The organism is Citrobacter telavivensis (assembly GCF_041807075.1).
Taxonomy (GTDB): Bacteria; Pseudomonadota; Gammaproteobacteria; order Enterobacterales; family Enterobacteriaceae; genus Citrobacter_A; species Citrobacter_A telavivensis.
This window is the reverse complement of record NZ_JBGUBF010000001.1, coordinates 1,912,860-1,927,581: the sequence shown is the minus strand read 5'-3', so window position 1 is coordinate 1,927,581 and position 14,722 is coordinate 1,912,860. Positions and strand designations below refer to the sequence as shown.

The window sequence follows — 14,722 nt, the reverse complement described above, 5'->3', positions numbered from 1 at the left end:
GGTCTCATTATTTGCGGTTTCGTTTTTTTCTATGCGGTAAAAACCGGGGTTTTATAGCGTTATTTAGCGCCTTTATCTTATTGACAAACTGGTAATCTCTGCTGCGTAGAAAACCATCCAGGGGATTATCATGTCAGCGATACAGGGGATTGAAGGGGTCATCAGCCAGCTCCAGGCCACGGCGATGGGCGCCCGGGCGCAGGAGATACTGCCGCAGCCGACCGTGAGTTTTGCCGGTCAACTGCACGCGGCGCTGGACCGCATCAGCGATACGCAAACCGCCGCCCGCACACAGGCGGAAAAATTCACGCTGGGTGAGCCGGGAATTGCGCTTAACGATGTGATGACCGATATGCAAAAAGCCTCAGTCTCTATGCAGATGGGGATCCAGGTGCGAAACAAACTGGTGTCGGCCTATCAGGAAGTCATGAGTATGCAGGTGTAGGTTTGCGTGCCGGATGGCGCTTACGCTTATCCGGCCTACGATTCACACTTCTTGTAGACCGGATAAGGTTTAGTTGCCTTCCGGCAACCTGTTATTTCTGAATCAGATAGCGGATCGTCGGTCCGTCCTGTTGAATATCCAGCACGGTGTAGCCGTGGTTACGGGCATCCAGCGGAATGTTGTTGATGGACTGCGGGCAGTCGCTGACCACTTCCAGTATTTCCCCTTTTTGCAGTTGTGGCATTGCTTCCAGCGTTGCCACGGCAGGGTAAGGACAGGGTTCACCGACCATATCAAGGCGATAATCAGGAACAATTTGTTTCATGCGGATTCCTTAGCAGGGGTCAGCCCGGCGCGACGGAAGAAGCGTTTTTCCCAGCCGATGATGAACATCAAGGCGGCAAACAGCAGCAGATAGGTTACCAGCAGGCCGCCGAGCGGACCGAAGGTGTTGAGCAGGTTGATTTTGTCCCAGTTGGTGGCAAGTGCAGGGGCGAAGTCATCCCAGTAGTAAGCCAGAATCGTTGAGCCGATGACGTTACCGAGACCCACCCACCAGTAGTGTACCTGGCCTTCCACCGCGCGATACATCCAGCCGGTTTCACACCCGCCAGCGAGCACAATACCAAAACCAAACAGCAGTCCGCCGATGACCGCATTCGGGCCCGCCCACATGATTTTGGCTTCTACGCCCAGTTGTACGTAGCTGAAAATACCGATCGCACTGACGCCCATCCCGAAGATGATCGCCTTTGCCATATGGGTTCGTCCGGTTATCCACAGATCGCGGAAGGCGGAGGTGAAGCAAATCTGCGCACGTTCGATTAACAGACCAAAGCCAACGCCGAACAGCATCGCCAGACCCAGTTTCGGCTGGTTCATGGCGGTCAGTAGCGCCCAGCCTACCATACCGATAAACACCAGCATGCCGAGACGGAAACGACGGCGCGCCTGCTCCGGCTTTTGCGTCAGCGGCGACGCGGCGGAGACTTTCTGCATTTTAACCGGAATGCGGAACATCGGCAGCAGGGTGAATCGCGCGCCGAACCAGGAACCGATGGCCGTTGCCACGGCAAAGAACCAGGCGTGCAGGGAGAACTGAGGAATACCGGTAAAGAACGCTGCCAGGTTGCAACCCATCGCCAGACGCGCGCCGAACCCGGCGATGATCCCGCCCAACACCGCCTGCATGATGCGAATGCGGCTGCGTGGAATTCGGAGTTTGACGTTATTGGCCCACAACGCTGCCGCGAAGCAACCGCCGAACATACCGAGGATCATCATCCCGTCGATGCGGGTGAACGGAGTGCCTTCCAGATGGATCAGCTTGTAGTAGCCCCATTCTTCCGCATGGACGCCAAACAGTTGCAGGATTTGTCCGCCCCAGCGGGTAAATTCACCCGTGACGGCCCAGAAGGTACCGGTGATGCCGAAATAGTAAGTAGAGAGAATACCTGCTGCGATGACCGCAGGGACAGGTGCCCAGAATTTAATTAACCAGGCGTGTTTGAATTGTTGCCATGACATGTGTTTTGCCTCTGAACTCAGAAGGTGTGATACAAGAATGCGGATAGTACACCACTGTGGTTGTTTTGCCTGGTACTATTAAGCGGTAATCCCAAATGGATCAAAGTTCTGCGGGTACCGCGAAAGGCTGGCGGCTGCAGGGCTTTAATGCCACAATCCTCTTTTCTTCGCATGCAGGATGAATGATGAAAAAATGTGCAATCATTGGGGCGTTGCTGATGTTAACGGGATGCGCCGAGGTAGAAAATTATAATGATGTCGTCAAAACGCCAGCGCCCGCCGGACTGGAAGGGTACTGGCAGACTAACGGACCGCAACGCAAACTGGTGAGTCCGGAAGCCATTGCCAGCCTGGTGGTGACCAAAGAGGGGGATACGCTCGACTGTCGCCAGTGGCAGAGGGTGATTGCGCTGCCGGGTAAGCTGACAATGCTGTCCGGCGACGTAACTAACGTGACGGTCAAACGTGAACTTTACGAGATCGAGCGGGAAGGGAACACCCTGGAATATGACGGGATGACCTTGCAACGCGTGGATCGTCCAACGGTGGAATGTGCCGCTGCGCTGGAGAAAGCGCCGCTGCCGACGCCACTCCCGTAATGTTTTGTCCCCCGACAGCCTCCCTGTCGGGGTGCTTCACGAGATCGCCTCTTCAATCACCCATACGCTGACGCTGCCGGCGTTGCAGTAAAACGTGGCGTCGCCGTTCTCGTCGGTAACCACGCTTTCGCTGCGGTTGCCGAGAAAATCTCGCCACGTTTTATTGCCGTAGTTCGCGCCCAGCGCGAGTGTCTTTTCGCCATCATCGCCATTGGATAACACCACCACACAGCCGGGATCGTCGTCCGTCCCGCTGCGACTAAACGCAATGCAGTTGGGATGATCAAACCAGAGCGTCTGAATGCCGTGGGCGAAACGCTGGCGGGCAAGAATGAGTTCGTCGAGTTGCTCAATGACCGGCATGTCGATCGTATAGGTTTCCCCATCACCCCCGGTATCTTCATAATGTGCGCCATAGAGATCGGGATAGAAAACCGATGGCACACCATTTTCCCGCAGCAGGATGAGCGCGTAGGCCAGCGGTTTAAACCATGCTTCAACCGGTGCCTCCAGCGCCTGTAACGGTTGGGTGTCGTGATTGGCGACCAGCGTCACGGCGTGAAACGGATCGGCTTCCACCAGCGTACCGCTGAAGATCTGGCTCATGTCGTAATCACGACCCTGGCGCGACGCCTCATGAAAATTGAGCTGGAGCGGGGCGTCAAAAAGCATCGTTTTGCCTTCCACCTGTTCGATATAGGTTTGCAGTTTATCCACTTCATGCGACCAGTATTCGGCGACGATAAACAGCGGCTTCGGCGCCACCTCCTGCACATGCTCAATCCACTCTTTATAGAACCAGGCCGGGATGTGCTTGACCGCATCGAGGCGAAAGCCGTCACATTGGGTTTGTTCCATCACCCAGCGTGCCCAGTATTTAATCTCCTCAGTGACGGCATGATTACGAAAGTCGATATTTTCACCCATCAGGTAATCGAAATTGCCCAGTTCGTCATCGACCTGGTCGTTCCAGCCCTCGCCGGTGTAGTCGTTGACGATTTTAAAGATGCCGTCTTCGTGAGGGTTTTCGATGTGGTCGATACCGCTGAAGCATTTGAAATCCCAGATGAACTGAGAGTACTGACCGCCCCGCGCCGGGAAGGTGTAACGCGTCCAGCCTTCGCATTCGATGATCTCATCCGCAATCTGCGTGCGATCCTCTTCATTGACCCGCTGTACGCGGATAGCCTCTTTCTCGTCCGCCCCCATTTTGTGATTCACCACCACGTCGAGCAGTACCGCGATGTCGTTTTTCTTCAGCGCATCGACTGCCGCCAGCAGCTGCGCCTTATCACCATATTTGGTCGCGAGGGTGCCTTTCTGATCGAACTCGCCGAGATCAAACAGATCGTAAGAGTCATAACCGACGGAGTAACCGCCTGACGCGCCTTTATAGGCGGGGGGCAGCCAGACCATATTGATACCGATATCATTGAGGCTATCTGCGCGCTCTGCGACTTCCTGCCAGAGTTTGCCTCCGTCAGGGTAATACCAGTGGAAGAACTGCAGTAAGGTGGGGTTTTTCATCTTCCGTGCTCCAGAAGTCTTTTAGACGACCTCTGGAGTATGGAAGATTTTTGCCAACGTAGCGGGAATTATTGCGGGGCAGTGGGGGCATCGGGCACCAGCAGCATGCCAGAAAGCCGACCATATGCATTGTTGAGCGACTGCTGACGCGTTGACTGACCGATCAGACCACTGAGCTCATCGAGCCGTTGGCGCAGTAAAACTTTCAGGTGCTCTTCGTTATCCAGCGTCTGTTTGATATGACTGGCAACGATATCCTGGATACTGCGTGTCATGCCCGGTGGAGTTTGCGTTTCAACGACCGCTTCAATACTTTGCAGATAGGAGACTTCCTGCTCCAGTAAAAGGTCCCATTCACCCCGCTGCGCAAATTCGAGCAGCGACTGACTGAGCAGCGCAATGCGCTGCCAACGGTTGATAAACTCCACGGCTGAGGTCATTAACGAGACTCCTGGGAAGATGCTTTCGGTGAGATCTGTTTCCAGGCTTCCGCAATGTTGCCGAGTAACCCTTCCACTTCTTCAATGGCTTGACTGTCATTGCGTAAATTAGCGAGTAATAAACGACGGATCATATAGTCATACAGCGAGGAGAGATGGTCAGCGATTTCGCCGCCATTCTCCTGATCCAGTCCCGCTTTCAACCCGTTATCAATGATGTTGATAGCCTTACTGAGCGCTTCCCCTTTGGCTGCAATATCACCTTGCGCTAAAAACAGGCGAGCGCGCACCAGGGCACTGTTTGCGCCATCAAACAACATTTCGATCAACTGGTGCGGACTCGCACTCATCACGCCGCTTTCCACGCTGACTTGCGCATAAGCTTTGGTACCGCTCGCGGTATACATGTTTACCTCTGGTTATCAGGAACTGGTCATCGCAGTAAATTGTTGGCTCAGGTAGCTACTGGTGCTGTTGAGTTTACTCATCATGGTATCCAGTTGTGTAAACTGAGTTTTGTACCGCGCGATGGTATCGTCGATACTGGTGCTGACAGCCAGATATTGCTTGGTCAGCTTTTTCAGCGTGGCGTTAATATTATCTTGCGCACTATCAATAATGCCGTCGTCGGCCAGATAACTTTTAACTTGCGCTGCAATTTTGCTGGTAATTCCGGTTTCTTTACCGTCACCGACCAGCAATTCGCGTGTGCCAGCGGTATTTTCATCCAGCGCTTTTTTCAGTTTGGCATCGTCAATTTTTAATTTACCGGTCGCGCCGTCGGATGTGATGCCAATTTCGCTCAGGGTTTTAAAGGCTCCGGTGCTGCCGGCATTAGAAAACTGAGCGCGAATCCCCGTCTGAATAGTACGTACAGCGCTATCGCCGAGTAGCGCACCGTTATTTTGATCCTGTGCTTCTGCGCCAGGATCCACTTCAGTGTACTTGGTCAGTGACGAGAAGGTATCAAGCAAGGAGTTATATGCATCCACCCAGCCTTTAATCGCATCTGTTGCTTTGCTGTTGTCTTTAGTGACCGTCAGGCGTGCGTCGGTGACTTCTTTGGTCAGATTCAGCGTAACGCCCTGCGGCGCATCGGTAATGGTGTTGCTGGAGCGTTCAATGTTGATACCATTAACGGTAAGTTGAGCATTCTGCGCGCTAACCAGTTGCTTCATCTGACCACTGCCAGCGGTGCTGTCATAGGCCAATAAATCGTTGAGTTTGCTGTCGCCTTCAACCGAAATGGTCATCTGGTTTTCTGTGCCAGAATCTGCGGTAAGCACTAACTGATAATCGCCTTCTTTTACTTTGACGATACTGGCCGAAATACCACTATCGGCATCGTTAATGGCATCGCGAATACCTTCCAGAGACGTCTGGTCTTTAGAAAGTTTAATTTCCAGCGGCTCTTTGCGCCCGGCTTGTTCAATTTTGATGGTGCGAGTGTCAGCAGAGGTATCACCCAACGCATCTTTCGTGGAGCTGATGTCAGCGGTGGTACTAAGTGACTGTGCTTGCGCCAGCTTTGTGACGCTGATGGTGTAGGTTCCTGCTGCTGCGCCCGCGGTCGTCGTTGCGGTTAAATCTTCCGTGCTGCTGGTAATGGTTGTGCTCTTAAAGAGATCGGCACTGTTCAGCGTGGTGTTGGCTGTCTGAAACTTTTCCAGTGCGCTTTTTAGCGTGCCATAAGCCGTTAAGCGCGCGGTATTTGCGCTCTGTTGCTGTGTGATAGGCGTTAAGCGTTTTTTCTCTGCAGTGGTCAGGTTCGTCAGCAATGTGTCCAGTGGTAAGTTTGAGCCTACGCCCAATGATGTAAACGAAGCCATGCCTTATTCCTTTTGATTGCAAACAGTAGTTAAACGCGTTATCGGCAATCCCGGGGCAAAGTTTAATAATAGTTTTAGAAAAATAATGCCCGGAATAATGGCGTATAAAGAGGGTATTTCAATGGCTAAGAAAAAATGATTGGGAAACTCAAAATTCTCTAAAGTTCGAATTTAAGGTGCCGATACAAGGGTTACGGTGAGAAACCGTGGGCAACAGCCCAATAACATCAAGTTGTAATTGATAAGGAAAAGATCATGGCACAAGTCATTAATACAAACAGCCTGTCGCTGTTGACCCAGAACAACCTGAACAAATCTCAGTCTACCCTGAGCTCTGCTATTGAGCGTCTGTCTTCCGGTCTGCGTATCAACAGCGCGAAAGATGACGCTGCGGGTCAGGCGATTGCTAACCGCTTCACATCTAACATCAAGGGCCTGACTCAGGCTTCTCGTAACGCTAACGACGGTATTTCCATTGCGCAGACGACGGAAGGCGCACTGAACGAAATCAACAACAACCTGCAGCGTGTGCGTGAACTGACTGTTCAGGCAACTAACGGCACTAACTCCGATAGCGACCTGACCTCCATCCAGAACGAAATCACCCAGCGCTTGAGCGAAATCGACCGCGTATCCGGTCAGACTCAGTTCAACGGCGTGAAAGTACTGGCTCAGGACAACACCCTGAAAATTCAGGTTGGTGCTAACGACGGTGAAACCATCTCCATCGACCTGAAAAAAATCGACACCCAGAGCCTGGGCGTGTCTGACTTCCGTGTGAACGGCGCGCAGAAAGCCACTGCCAGCGACCTGATTTCTAAATTTGGCGCGACCGGTACTGATAACTATACCGCTATGGTTAGCGACGGTACTAAAAATCCAGGGGATGCAGGCTATTCTGCTGAATCAACCAAAATTACTGTTGATGTTAAGTCCCAGACAGTAATGAACGATGGCAAAGCACTGTATGTTAGTGCGAAAGATGGCAGTTTAATCGATACAGCCACAGTTAATAATACAGCTTCCACCATTTATACAACCACAGCAGACCAAAATGATAGTGCTGAGGGGCTGGCAAAATTAGGCGCAAATGCTAAAGCAGGTGATAAATTCACTTATGATGGCATGGAGTTCACCGCTAAAGCTGACTCAGACGAATTTGGTAATGGTACTTATACGGCGAAAGTCGATGGAAAAACCGTCACCTTCACAATTGCTGATGAAGAGGTTACTGGAGATAAAGCGACAGTTAAGACTGATGTAGCATTGTATGCCTCTCAAAGTGGCACATTGACCACTAACGCAACAACCGCCAACAAAGCTGCTACGGTAACCGACCTGCAGAACGTCAGTGCAAACAAAACAGGTAGCACACTGAAATCAAGCGGTGCAACCTATAACGTTGACGTTGACGGCGTTGTGACTAACGCAGCTGATGACAAAGTCATGTACCTGACTACCGACAAAAACGGTAGCGCTAAACTGGTTAACGAAGATGTGGCGAAAGCCAGCACCAGCACTGAAGATCCGCTGGCGGTGATCGACGCTGCACTGGCACAGGTTGACGCCCTGCGTTCTGACCTGGGTGCGGTACAGAACCGTTTCGATTCTACCATCACCAACCTGGGTAACACCGTTAACAACCTGACTTCTGCACGTAGCCGTATTGAAGACGCTGACTACGCGACCGAAGTGTCCAACATGTCCAAAGCACAGATCCTGCAACAAGCGGGTACTTCTGTACTGGCACAGGCTAACCAGGTTCCGCAGAACGTCCTGTCTCTGCTGCGTTAATTTACGCTTCCTGCACAAACCCCGCTCCGGCGGGGTTTTTTCGTTCTGGCTTTACCGGTAACCCCTAAATAACCCCTCATTTCACCCACTATTCACCCGATTAAAACCCCTGCAGAAACGGATAATCATGCCGATAACTCATTTAACGCAGGGCTGTTTATCGTGAATTCACTGTATACCGCTGAAGGTGTAATGGATAAACACTCGCTGTGGCAGCGTTATGTACCGCTGGTGCGTCACGAAGCGTTGCGCCTGCAGGTGCGTTTGCCCGCGAGCGTAGAACTGGACGATCTGCTACAGGCGGGCGGTATCGGGTTATTGAATGCAGTTGACCGATATGACGCTCTGCAAGGAACGGCATTTACCACTTACGCAGTGCAGCGTATTCGTGGGGCGATGCTGGATGAACTACGCAGCCGTGACTGGGTGCCGCGTAGTGTCCGGCGTAATGCCCGCGAAGTGGCACAGGCGATGGGGCAACTGGAACAGGAATTAGGACGCAATGCGACGGAAACCGAGGTCGCGGAGCGACTGGCGATTCCTGTAGAAGAATATCGTCAGATGTTGCTTGATACCAACAACAGCCAACTCTTCTCCTATGACGAGTGGCGGGAAGAGCATGGCGATAGTATCGAGCTGGTGACAGAAGAGCACCAGCAGGAAAACCCGTTACAACAGCTCCTTGAGAGCAATTTGCGCCAGCGCGTGATGGATGCCATAGAAGCACTTCCGGAACGCGAACAACTGGTGCTCACGCTCTATTACCAGGAAGAACTCAATCTCAAAGAGATTGGCGCGGTTCTGGATGTCGGGGAGTCACGGGTCAGCCAGTTGCACAGTCAGGCCATAAAACGGTTACGCACGAAGCTGGGTAAGTTATAGCGAACGACGTTGTCGGCGCTGAAAAATGCCGCACAACGTATTAACTACCAGGAGTTCTCATGACGGTGCAGCAATCAAAAAGACGGCCTCTAAGCCGCTACCTCAAAGACTTTAAACACAGCCAGACGCATTGCGCCCATTGCCATAAGTTACTGGATCGCATCACGCTGGTGCGCAAAGGGCAGATAGTCAACAAAATCGCCATTTCCCGCCTCGACACGCTCATGGATGAAGCCGCCTGGCAACAGGAGCAGAAAGAGTGGGTGGCACTCTGTCGTTTCTGCGGTGATTTACACTGCAAAACGCAGAGTGATTTCTTCGACATCATTGGTTTTAAACAATTTTTGTTTGAGCAAACCGAAATGAGTCACGGGACCGTGCGCGAGTATGTCGTCCGTCTGCGCCGCCTCGGTAATCATCTTAGCGAACAGAAGATTTCTCACGATCTGCTCCAGGACGGTTACCTTGATGAAAATCTGGCGCCGTGGCTGCCGGAGACCAGTACCAACAACTATCGCATCGCGCTACGTAAGTACGCGCAATATAAAGCGCATGCCCATCCCGAACAGCAACAGAAATCCTCCCTCCGGATGACTTCTGATATATATTAAAAATGAATAAGATGTAGCAGAGTGATTTATGTCGTTACCGATAAACGCTCTACACTACGGGCATTCATAACAACATTCGGGGTAAATATGAAATTAGCACTTCTGGGACGCCAGGCGCTGATGGGCGTGATGGCAGTTGCTCTTGTCGCGGGAATGAGCGTAAAAACGTTTGCAGATGAAGGTCTGCTGAAGAAGGTCAAAGATCGCGGGACGCTGCTGGTGGGGCTGGAAGGCACCTATCCTCCGTTCAGTTTCCAGGGCGATGACGGTAAATTGACCGGCTTTGAAGTGGAATTTGCCGAAGAGCTGGCAAAGCATCTGGGCGTGAAAGCGACGCTGAAACCGACCAAATGGGACGGGATGCTGGCCTCTCTGGACTCTAAACGCATCGATGTGGTTATCAATCAGGTAACCATCTCCGATGAGCGTAAGAAGAAATATGATTTCTCTACCCCTTATACCGTTTCCGGTATCCAGGCGCTGGTGAAAAAAGGCAATGAAGGCGCGATTAAAACGGCCGCCGATCTGAAAGATAAAAAAGTTGGCGTGGGTCTGGGAACCAACTATGAAGAGTGGCTGCGTCAGAACGTACAGGGCGTCGACATTCGGACTTATGATGATGATCCGACGAAATATCAGGATCTGCGCGTAGGCCGTATCGATGCCATTCTGGTGGATCGTCTGGCGGCGCTGGATCTGGTTAAAAAGACCAAAGATACGCTGGCGGTTACCGGTGAAGCATTCTCCCGTCAGGAGTCCGGCGTTGCGCTGCGTAAAGGCAACGACGATCTGCTGAAAGCGGTGGACGCAGCCATCGCCGAAATGCAGAAGGACGGTTCGCTGAAGGCGCTTTCTGAGAAGTGGTTTGGCGCGGATGTAACGAAATAGTCCGAACAGTAAGAAAAAAAAGGCGCTTTAATCAGCGCCTTTTTTATTTCATGCGTTTGAACGTGCATAATAAAAAGAACATCACAACAACGAATACCTGGAGGCTTTATGCCACTGCACAACCTGACACGCTTTCCGCGTCTGGAATTTATCGGCGCGCCGACACCGCTTGAATACCTGCCGCGTTTTTCTGACTATCTGGGACGGGATATTTTCATCAAACGTGATGATGTGACACCAATGGCGATGGGCGGTAATAAGCTGCGCAAGCTGGAGTTCCTGGCAGCAGATGCGTTGCGCGAAGGCGCAGATACGCTGATCACGGCAGGCGCGATTCAGTCTAACCACGTGCGCCAGACGGCGGCGGTCGCGGCGAAGCTGGGACTGCACTGCGTGGCGCTGCTGGAAAACCCCATTGGCACCACGGCGGAAAACTATCTCACCAACGGTAACCGGCTGCTGCTGGACTTGTTCAACGTGCAGGTCGAAATGTGTGATGCGCTAAACCAGCCGGACGCGCAGTTGCTGGAGCTGGCCACCCGAGTCGAAGCGCAGGGCTTTCGTCCCTATATCATACCGGTTGGTGGTTCAAACGCGCTGGGGGCATTAGGTTATGTTGAAAGTGCGCTGGAAATAGCTCAGCAGTGTGAAGGGGCAGTACAACTCTCTTCGGTGGTAGTGGCCTCCGGTAGCGCGGGAACGCACGCCGGGCTGGCAATTGGTCTGGAACAACTGATGCCGGATGTGGATCTGATTGGCGTAACGGTCTCGCGCAGCGTAGCCGAACAAAAGCCGAAAGTGGTGGCGTTGCAACAGGCTATCGCCCACGAGCTGGAACTGACGGCGGCGGCGGAGATTTTGCTGTGGGATGACTACTATGCGCCCGGCTACGGCACGCCAAATGAAGAGGGGATGGAGGCCGTGAAGCTGCTGGCGCGTCTGGAAGGGATCCTTCTCGACCCGGTCTATACCGGAAAAGCGATGGCCGGACTGATTGACGGAATCAGCCAGAAACGCTTTAAAGACGAAGGCCCAATCCTCTTTATTCATACTGGTGGGGCACCCGCGCTGTTTGCCTACCATCCACACGTGTAATTTTCGGATAAGCTCATGCAAGAAAGTATCCAACTGGTTATTGATTCCCTGCCGTATCTGCTCAAAGGGGCCGTGTTTACGCTGCAGCTAAGTATTGGCGGGATGTTCTTCGGCCTGCTGCTGGGTTTTATCCTCGCGCTGATGCGCCTGTCGCCGCTGCTGCCTCTGCGCTGGCTGGCGCGTTTCTATATCTCCATTTTTCGCGGTACGCCGTTGATTGCTCAACTGTTTATGATCTATTACGGTCTGCCGCAGTTTGGTATTGAGCTGGATCCGGTTCCGTCTGCAATGATTGGCCTGTCGCTCAATACGGCGGCCTATGCTGCTGAAACCCTGCGTGCGGCGATTTCGTCGATTGACAAAGGGCAGTGGGAAGCGGCTGCCAGTATCGGGATGACGCCATGGCAGACGATGCGCCGCGCCATTTTACCGCAGGCTGCCCGGGTGGCGCTGCCGCCGCTGAGTAACAGTTTTATCAGCCTGGTGAAAGACACGTCGCTTGCGGCAACCATTCAGGTGCCAGAATTGTTCCGTCAGGCGCAGTTGATCACGTCGCGTACGCTGGAAGTATTCACCATGTATCTGGCGGCATCGCTGATCTACTGGATCATGGCAACCGTACTGTCTTCGTTGCAGAACTACTTTGAAAATCAACTGAACCGCCAGGAGAGAGAGCCGAAATGAGTGCGATCGACGTAAAAAACCTGGTCAAGAAATTCCATGGTCAGACGGTGCTGCACGGCATCGACCTGCAAGTGCAGGCGGGAGAGGTCGTCGCGATCATCGGTCCCAGCGGCTCAGGAAAAACAACGCTGTTGCGCAGTATAAATCTGCTGGAACAACCGGAAGCGGGTACGATCACCGTGGGTGATATCACCATTGATACAGCGCGTTCGCTGAGTCAGCAAAGAACGCTTATTCGTCAGTTGCGTCAGCATGTCGGCTTCGTGTTCCAGAGCTTTAATCTCTTCCCCCACCGGACGGTACTGGAGAACATCATTGAAGGTCCGGTTATCGTGAAGGGTGAAGGTAAAGAGGAGGCGGTGGCGCGGGCGCGGGAACTGCTGGCGAAAGTGGGGCTGGCCGGAAAGGAGACCAGCTATCCGCGGCGCTTGTCCGGTGGGCAGCAGCAGCGTGTGGCGATTGCCCGGGCGCTGGCGATGCGCCCGGAAGTGATTCTGTTCGATGAACCGACCTCTGCGCTCGATCCTGAGCTGGTGGGCGAGGTGCTGAGCACTATCCGCCAACTGGCGCAGGAAAAACGCACTATGGTGATTGTGACCCATGAAATGAGCTTTGCCCGTGATGTCGCGGACAGGGCGATATTTATGGATCAGGGGCGAATAGTGGAACAGGGCCCTGCCAAAGCGCTATTTGCCAATCCACAGCAGCCGAGAACGCGTCAGTTTCTTGAGAAGTTTCTGCTGCAATAATCGGTTTGCTTCCACTCGCCCGGGATTATCCCATTTCGGGCGAGTGGGCATGCATAAATATTAATATCATACGCATGACTATGAGTTCATTTCCCTGGGCGAAATACGCGTATTGAAACAACACTCAAGTAATTGGCGTTATGACCGATATTTTATTCATCTACTTTATTTTATGTGATAGGTTAATTCTCACATTAAAAATGATTATCACTCTCAAGGGCGCGAATACTGAGTATGCAGGATTTAGATTTCTTTACCTGGCGACGGACGATGCTGTTACGCTTTCACGAAATGACAAGCGCAGAGGAGGTCTATAGCGAATTGCAGCAGCAGACCCAATTGCTGGAATTTGATTATTACGCGCTATGTGTCAGACATCCGGTTCCGTTTACCCGCCCTAAAATTTCCCTTCATACCACCTATCCCGATGCGTGGGTTTCACAATACCAGGCGGAAAATTATTTCGCGATTGATCCGGTCCTGAAGCCGGAAAACTTCATTCAGGGACATCTTCCCTGGAGTGATGCATTATTCAGTGACGCGCAGACGATGTGGGATGCCGCTCGTACGCACGGATTGCGCAAAGGGATCACGCAGTGTCTGATGTTACCAAACCGTGCGCTGGGCTTTCTCTCGGTCTCGCGGTCGAGTCTGCGTAATACGCCGTTTGCGGGAGATGAGGTGGAATTGAAGCTGCAGTTGCTGGTTCGCGAAAGCCTGACGGTGCTTTCCCGCCTCGAGGATGAGATGGTGATGGCGCCGGAAATGCGCTTTAGTAAACGGGAGAAAGAGATTCTGAAATGGACGGCGGAAGGGAAGACCTCTGCTGAAATCGCGATGATTCTGTCGATATCAGAAAACACGGTTAACTTTCACCAGAAGAATATGCAGAAGAAGTTCAACGCCCCAAATAAGACGCAGATTGCGTGCTATGCCGCGGCGACCGGTCTTATCTGAAATAATGAGCGTTCTGCGTGGCAGACGACAAACCGGCTGAAAGCGTTGCTCTCAGCCGGTTTTTCTTTACTGACGGTAAGCTTGTTTAATTTGCTTAACAGTGCTGGAAAATACTGCTGCCTGCGCGTCGTCTTCGACCAGCGCGATCTGTTTTTCCATTTTAAGAATCACGCGGCCTGCGTCGGCCTGGCCCATTGCTTGCAGCATCAGTGTTAACAGCGCCTTCAGGCAGGTGACTTCGTTAGCCAGTTCTTGATTATTCTCGGCAGTGGAAAAATCAGGCGTACTCATTTATTTTCCTCGTAATGTCTCAGTAAAAATGTGCGATGGTAAATGTTAAGGCCGCGGAGTATACCATAAGCTGAGGAAAAAATAGCAGTGGTTGTTTTTTGATCGGAAATCACACCAGAGGAGTTAAATTAAACAACAACATGAGAAGCCAATATTTTCTTCATCTATTGTTTATTCCGAGTATTTTACTCGTTAATTATTGTTACAAACTTGCCCGGCTATTTAGCATTTAGGCAGGGGATAGCGAGCTTTTGTCACTATTGTGAAACCTTGCTCCCGAAATAACGTGAGTAACTGGCTGTTCTTAGTGAAAGTTTCCACAAAATGTATAGGCTAATTTCCAAAAACGAGAGCAAAATCGGGAACCGGACGTTTTTTTACGTTTCAAAGTTGAGATAAAACCC

At 52.1% G+C, this 14,722-nt stretch carries 18 protein-coding genes; 10 read left to right on the top strand and 8 right to left on the bottom strand.

Going from position 1 to position 14,722, the window contains the following annotated elements:
* The first annotated feature begins 130 nt into the window (after positions 1 to 130).
* Positions 131 to 445: a flagellar hook-basal body complex protein FliE gene (gene fliE, locus ACERJC_RS09200; protein WP_373671499.1), complete on the top strand. Its 315-nt coding sequence runs from the start codon at positions 131 to 133 to the stop codon at positions 443 to 445.
* Positions 446 to 536: 91 nt separating this feature from the next.
* On the opposite strand, the gene yedF is transcribed toward fliE, so the two are convergent.
* Positions 537 to 770 carry a sulfurtransferase-like selenium metabolism protein YedF gene (gene yedF / locus ACERJC_RS09195; protein ID WP_046481248.1) on the bottom strand — a complete coding sequence of 78 codons (234 nt, stop codon included), beginning with the start codon at positions 768 to 770 and terminating at the stop codon, positions 537 to 539.
* Complete coding sequence (gene yedE, locus ACERJC_RS09190) at positions 767 to 1,972, bottom strand: selenium metabolism membrane protein YedE/FdhT (RefSeq protein WP_152403972.1); 1,206 nt, start codon at positions 1,970 to 1,972, stop codon at positions 767 to 769. The genes yedF and yedE overlap by 4 nt, the downstream gene beginning before the upstream one ends.
* Before the next feature lie 185 nt (positions 1,973 to 2,157).
* On the opposite strand from yedE, the gene yedD reads away from it, so the two are divergent.
* Positions 2,158 to 2,571, top strand: coding sequence for a lipoprotein YedD (gene yedD / locus ACERJC_RS09185; protein ID WP_373671695.1), 414 nt, complete (start codon positions 2,158 to 2,160; stop codon positions 2,569 to 2,571).
* A 36-nt stretch (positions 2,572 to 2,607) separates the two neighbouring features.
* Here yedD and amyA read toward each other — a convergent pair whose 3' ends face one another.
* The 4 genes from amyA to fliD all read right to left on the bottom strand — a co-directional run bounded on the left by amyA (position 2,608) and on the right by fliD (position 6,367).
* On the bottom strand, positions 2,608 to 4,098 hold the full coding sequence (gene amyA / locus ACERJC_RS09180; RefSeq protein ID WP_152403974.1) for an alpha-amylase: 1,491 nt from the start codon (positions 4,096 to 4,098) through the stop codon (positions 2,608 to 2,610).
* A gap of 68 nt (positions 4,099 to 4,166) precedes the next feature.
* Positions 4,167 to 4,538 (bottom strand): flagella biosynthesis regulatory protein FliT, encoded by a 372-nt coding sequence (gene fliT, locus ACERJC_RS09175; protein WP_042318296.1) that lies wholly within the window; start codon positions 4,536 to 4,538, stop codon positions 4,167 to 4,169.
* Entirely contained in the window at positions 4,538 to 4,945 is a 408-nt protein-coding gene (gene fliS / locus ACERJC_RS09170) for a flagellar export chaperone FliS (RefSeq protein WP_042318298.1), read from the bottom strand. Before fliS ends, fliT begins: the two co-directional genes overlap by 1 nt.
* A 15-nt stretch (positions 4,946 to 4,960) precedes the next feature.
* Complete coding sequence (gene fliD, locus ACERJC_RS09165) at positions 4,961 to 6,367, bottom strand: flagellar filament capping protein FliD (RefSeq protein WP_373671498.1); 1,407 nt, start codon at positions 6,365 to 6,367, stop codon at positions 4,961 to 4,963.
* A gap of 255 nt (positions 6,368 to 6,622) precedes the next feature.
* Here fliD and ACERJC_RS09160 point away from each other — a divergent pair, with 255 nt between their 5' ends.
* From ACERJC_RS09160 to sdiA, 8 genes are all read left to right on the top strand, one after another.
* The gene (locus ACERJC_RS09160; protein ID WP_178825090.1) at positions 6,623 to 8,161 is read left to right on the top strand and encodes a flagellin N-terminal helical domain-containing protein; all 1,539 of its coding nucleotides are present in this window, start codon (positions 6,623 to 6,625) and stop codon (positions 8,159 to 8,161) included.
* 162 nt (positions 8,162 to 8,323) lie between these two features.
* Positions 8,324 to 9,043, top strand: a complete 720-nt coding sequence (locus ACERJC_RS09155; RefSeq protein WP_042318303.1) for an RNA polymerase sigma factor FliA — start codon at positions 8,324 to 8,326, stop codon at positions 9,041 to 9,043.
* A 59-nt stretch (positions 9,044 to 9,102) separates the two neighbouring features.
* Complete coding sequence (gene fliZ, locus ACERJC_RS09150; protein WP_152403980.1) at positions 9,103 to 9,654, top strand: flagella biosynthesis regulatory protein FliZ; 552 nt, start codon at positions 9,103 to 9,105, stop codon at positions 9,652 to 9,654.
* A gap of 87 nt (positions 9,655 to 9,741) precedes the next feature.
* Positions 9,742 to 10,542, top strand: a complete 801-nt coding sequence (tcyJ, locus tag ACERJC_RS09145) for a cystine ABC transporter substrate-binding protein (RefSeq protein WP_178825857.1) — start codon at positions 9,742 to 9,744, stop codon at positions 10,540 to 10,542.
* 108 nt (positions 10,543 to 10,650) lie between these two features.
* The gene (gene dcyD, locus ACERJC_RS09140; protein WP_373671497.1) at positions 10,651 to 11,637 is read left to right on the top strand and encodes a D-cysteine desulfhydrase; all 987 of its coding nucleotides are present in this window, start codon (positions 10,651 to 10,653) and stop codon (positions 11,635 to 11,637) included.
* 15 nt (positions 11,638 to 11,652) lie between these two features.
* On the top strand, positions 11,653 to 12,321 hold the full coding sequence (gene tcyL / locus ACERJC_RS09135; RefSeq protein WP_042318310.1) for a cystine ABC transporter permease: 669 nt from the start codon (positions 11,653 to 11,655) through the stop codon (positions 12,319 to 12,321).
* Positions 12,318 to 13,070, top strand: a complete 753-nt coding sequence (gene tcyN / locus ACERJC_RS09130; RefSeq protein WP_152403987.1) for an L-cystine ABC transporter ATP-binding protein TcyN — start codon at positions 12,318 to 12,320, stop codon at positions 13,068 to 13,070. Before tcyL ends, tcyN begins: the two co-directional genes overlap by 4 nt.
* 234 nt (positions 13,071 to 13,304) lie before the next feature.
* Positions 13,305 to 14,027: a quorum-sensing transcriptional regulator SdiA gene (gene sdiA / locus ACERJC_RS09125; protein ID WP_152403989.1), complete on the top strand. Its 723-nt coding sequence runs from the start codon at positions 13,305 to 13,307 to the stop codon at positions 14,025 to 14,027.
* A 66-nt stretch (positions 14,028 to 14,093) separates the two neighbouring features.
* Here the strand turns inward: sdiA and ACERJC_RS09120 are convergent, their stop codons facing one another.
* Both ACERJC_RS09120 and ACERJC_RS25515 read right to left on the bottom strand, forming a co-directional pair.
* Entirely contained in the window at positions 14,094 to 14,318 is a 225-nt protein-coding gene (locus ACERJC_RS09120) for a DUF2594 family protein (RefSeq protein ID WP_042318315.1), read from the bottom strand.
* 19 nt (positions 14,319 to 14,337) lie between these two features.
* Positions 14,338 to 14,385 (bottom strand): hypothetical protein, encoded by a 48-nt coding sequence (locus tag ACERJC_RS25515; protein ID WP_418656714.1) that lies wholly within the window; start codon positions 14,383 to 14,385, stop codon positions 14,338 to 14,340.
* Positions 14,386 to 14,722: the final 337 nt, after the last annotated feature.

Bases quoted from the DNA above. Each gene is read 5' to 3' on its own strand.
- fliE (WP_373671499.1), top strand. From the start codon at position 131: ATGTCAGCGATACAGGGGATTGAAGGGGTCATCAGCCAGCTCCAGGCC.
- yedF (WP_046481248.1), bottom strand. From the start codon at position 770: ATGAAACAAATTGTTCCTGATTATCGCCTTGATATGGTCGGTGAACCC.
- yedE (WP_152403972.1), bottom strand. From the start codon at position 1,972: ATGTCATGGCAACAATTCAAACACGCCTGGTTAATTAAATTCTGGGCA.
- yedD (WP_373671695.1), top strand. From the start codon at position 2,158: ATGAAAAAATGTGCAATCATTGGGGCGTTGCTGATGTTAACGGGATGC.
- amyA (WP_152403974.1), bottom strand. From the start codon at position 4,098: ATGAAAAACCCCACCTTACTGCAGTTCTTCCACTGGTATTACCCTGAC.
- fliT (WP_042318296.1), bottom strand. From the start codon at position 4,538: ATGACCTCAGCCGTGGAGTTTATCAACCGTTGGCAGCGCATTGCGCTG.
- fliS (WP_042318298.1), bottom strand. From the start codon at position 4,945: ATGTATACCGCGAGCGGTACCAAAGCTTATGCGCAAGTCAGCGTGGAA.
- fliD (WP_373671498.1), bottom strand. From the start codon at position 6,367: ATGGCTTCGTTTACATCATTGGGCGTAGGCTCAAACTTACCACTGGAC.
- ACERJC_RS09160 (WP_178825090.1), top strand. From the start codon at position 6,623: ATGGCACAAGTCATTAATACAAACAGCCTGTCGCTGTTGACCCAGAAC.
- fliZ (WP_152403980.1), top strand. From the start codon at position 9,103: ATGACGGTGCAGCAATCAAAAAGACGGCCTCTAAGCCGCTACCTCAAA.
- tcyJ (WP_178825857.1), top strand. From the start codon at position 9,742: ATGAAATTAGCACTTCTGGGACGCCAGGCGCTGATGGGCGTGATGGCA.
- dcyD (WP_373671497.1), top strand. From the start codon at position 10,651: ATGCCACTGCACAACCTGACACGCTTTCCGCGTCTGGAATTTATCGGC.
- tcyL (WP_042318310.1), top strand. From the start codon at position 11,653: ATGCAAGAAAGTATCCAACTGGTTATTGATTCCCTGCCGTATCTGCTC.
- tcyN (WP_152403987.1), top strand. From the start codon at position 12,318: ATGAGTGCGATCGACGTAAAAAACCTGGTCAAGAAATTCCATGGTCAG.
- sdiA (WP_152403989.1), top strand. From the start codon at position 13,305: ATGCAGGATTTAGATTTCTTTACCTGGCGACGGACGATGCTGTTACGC.
- ACERJC_RS09120 (WP_042318315.1), bottom strand. From the start codon at position 14,318: ATGAGTACGCCTGATTTTTCCACTGCCGAGAATAATCAAGAACTGGCT.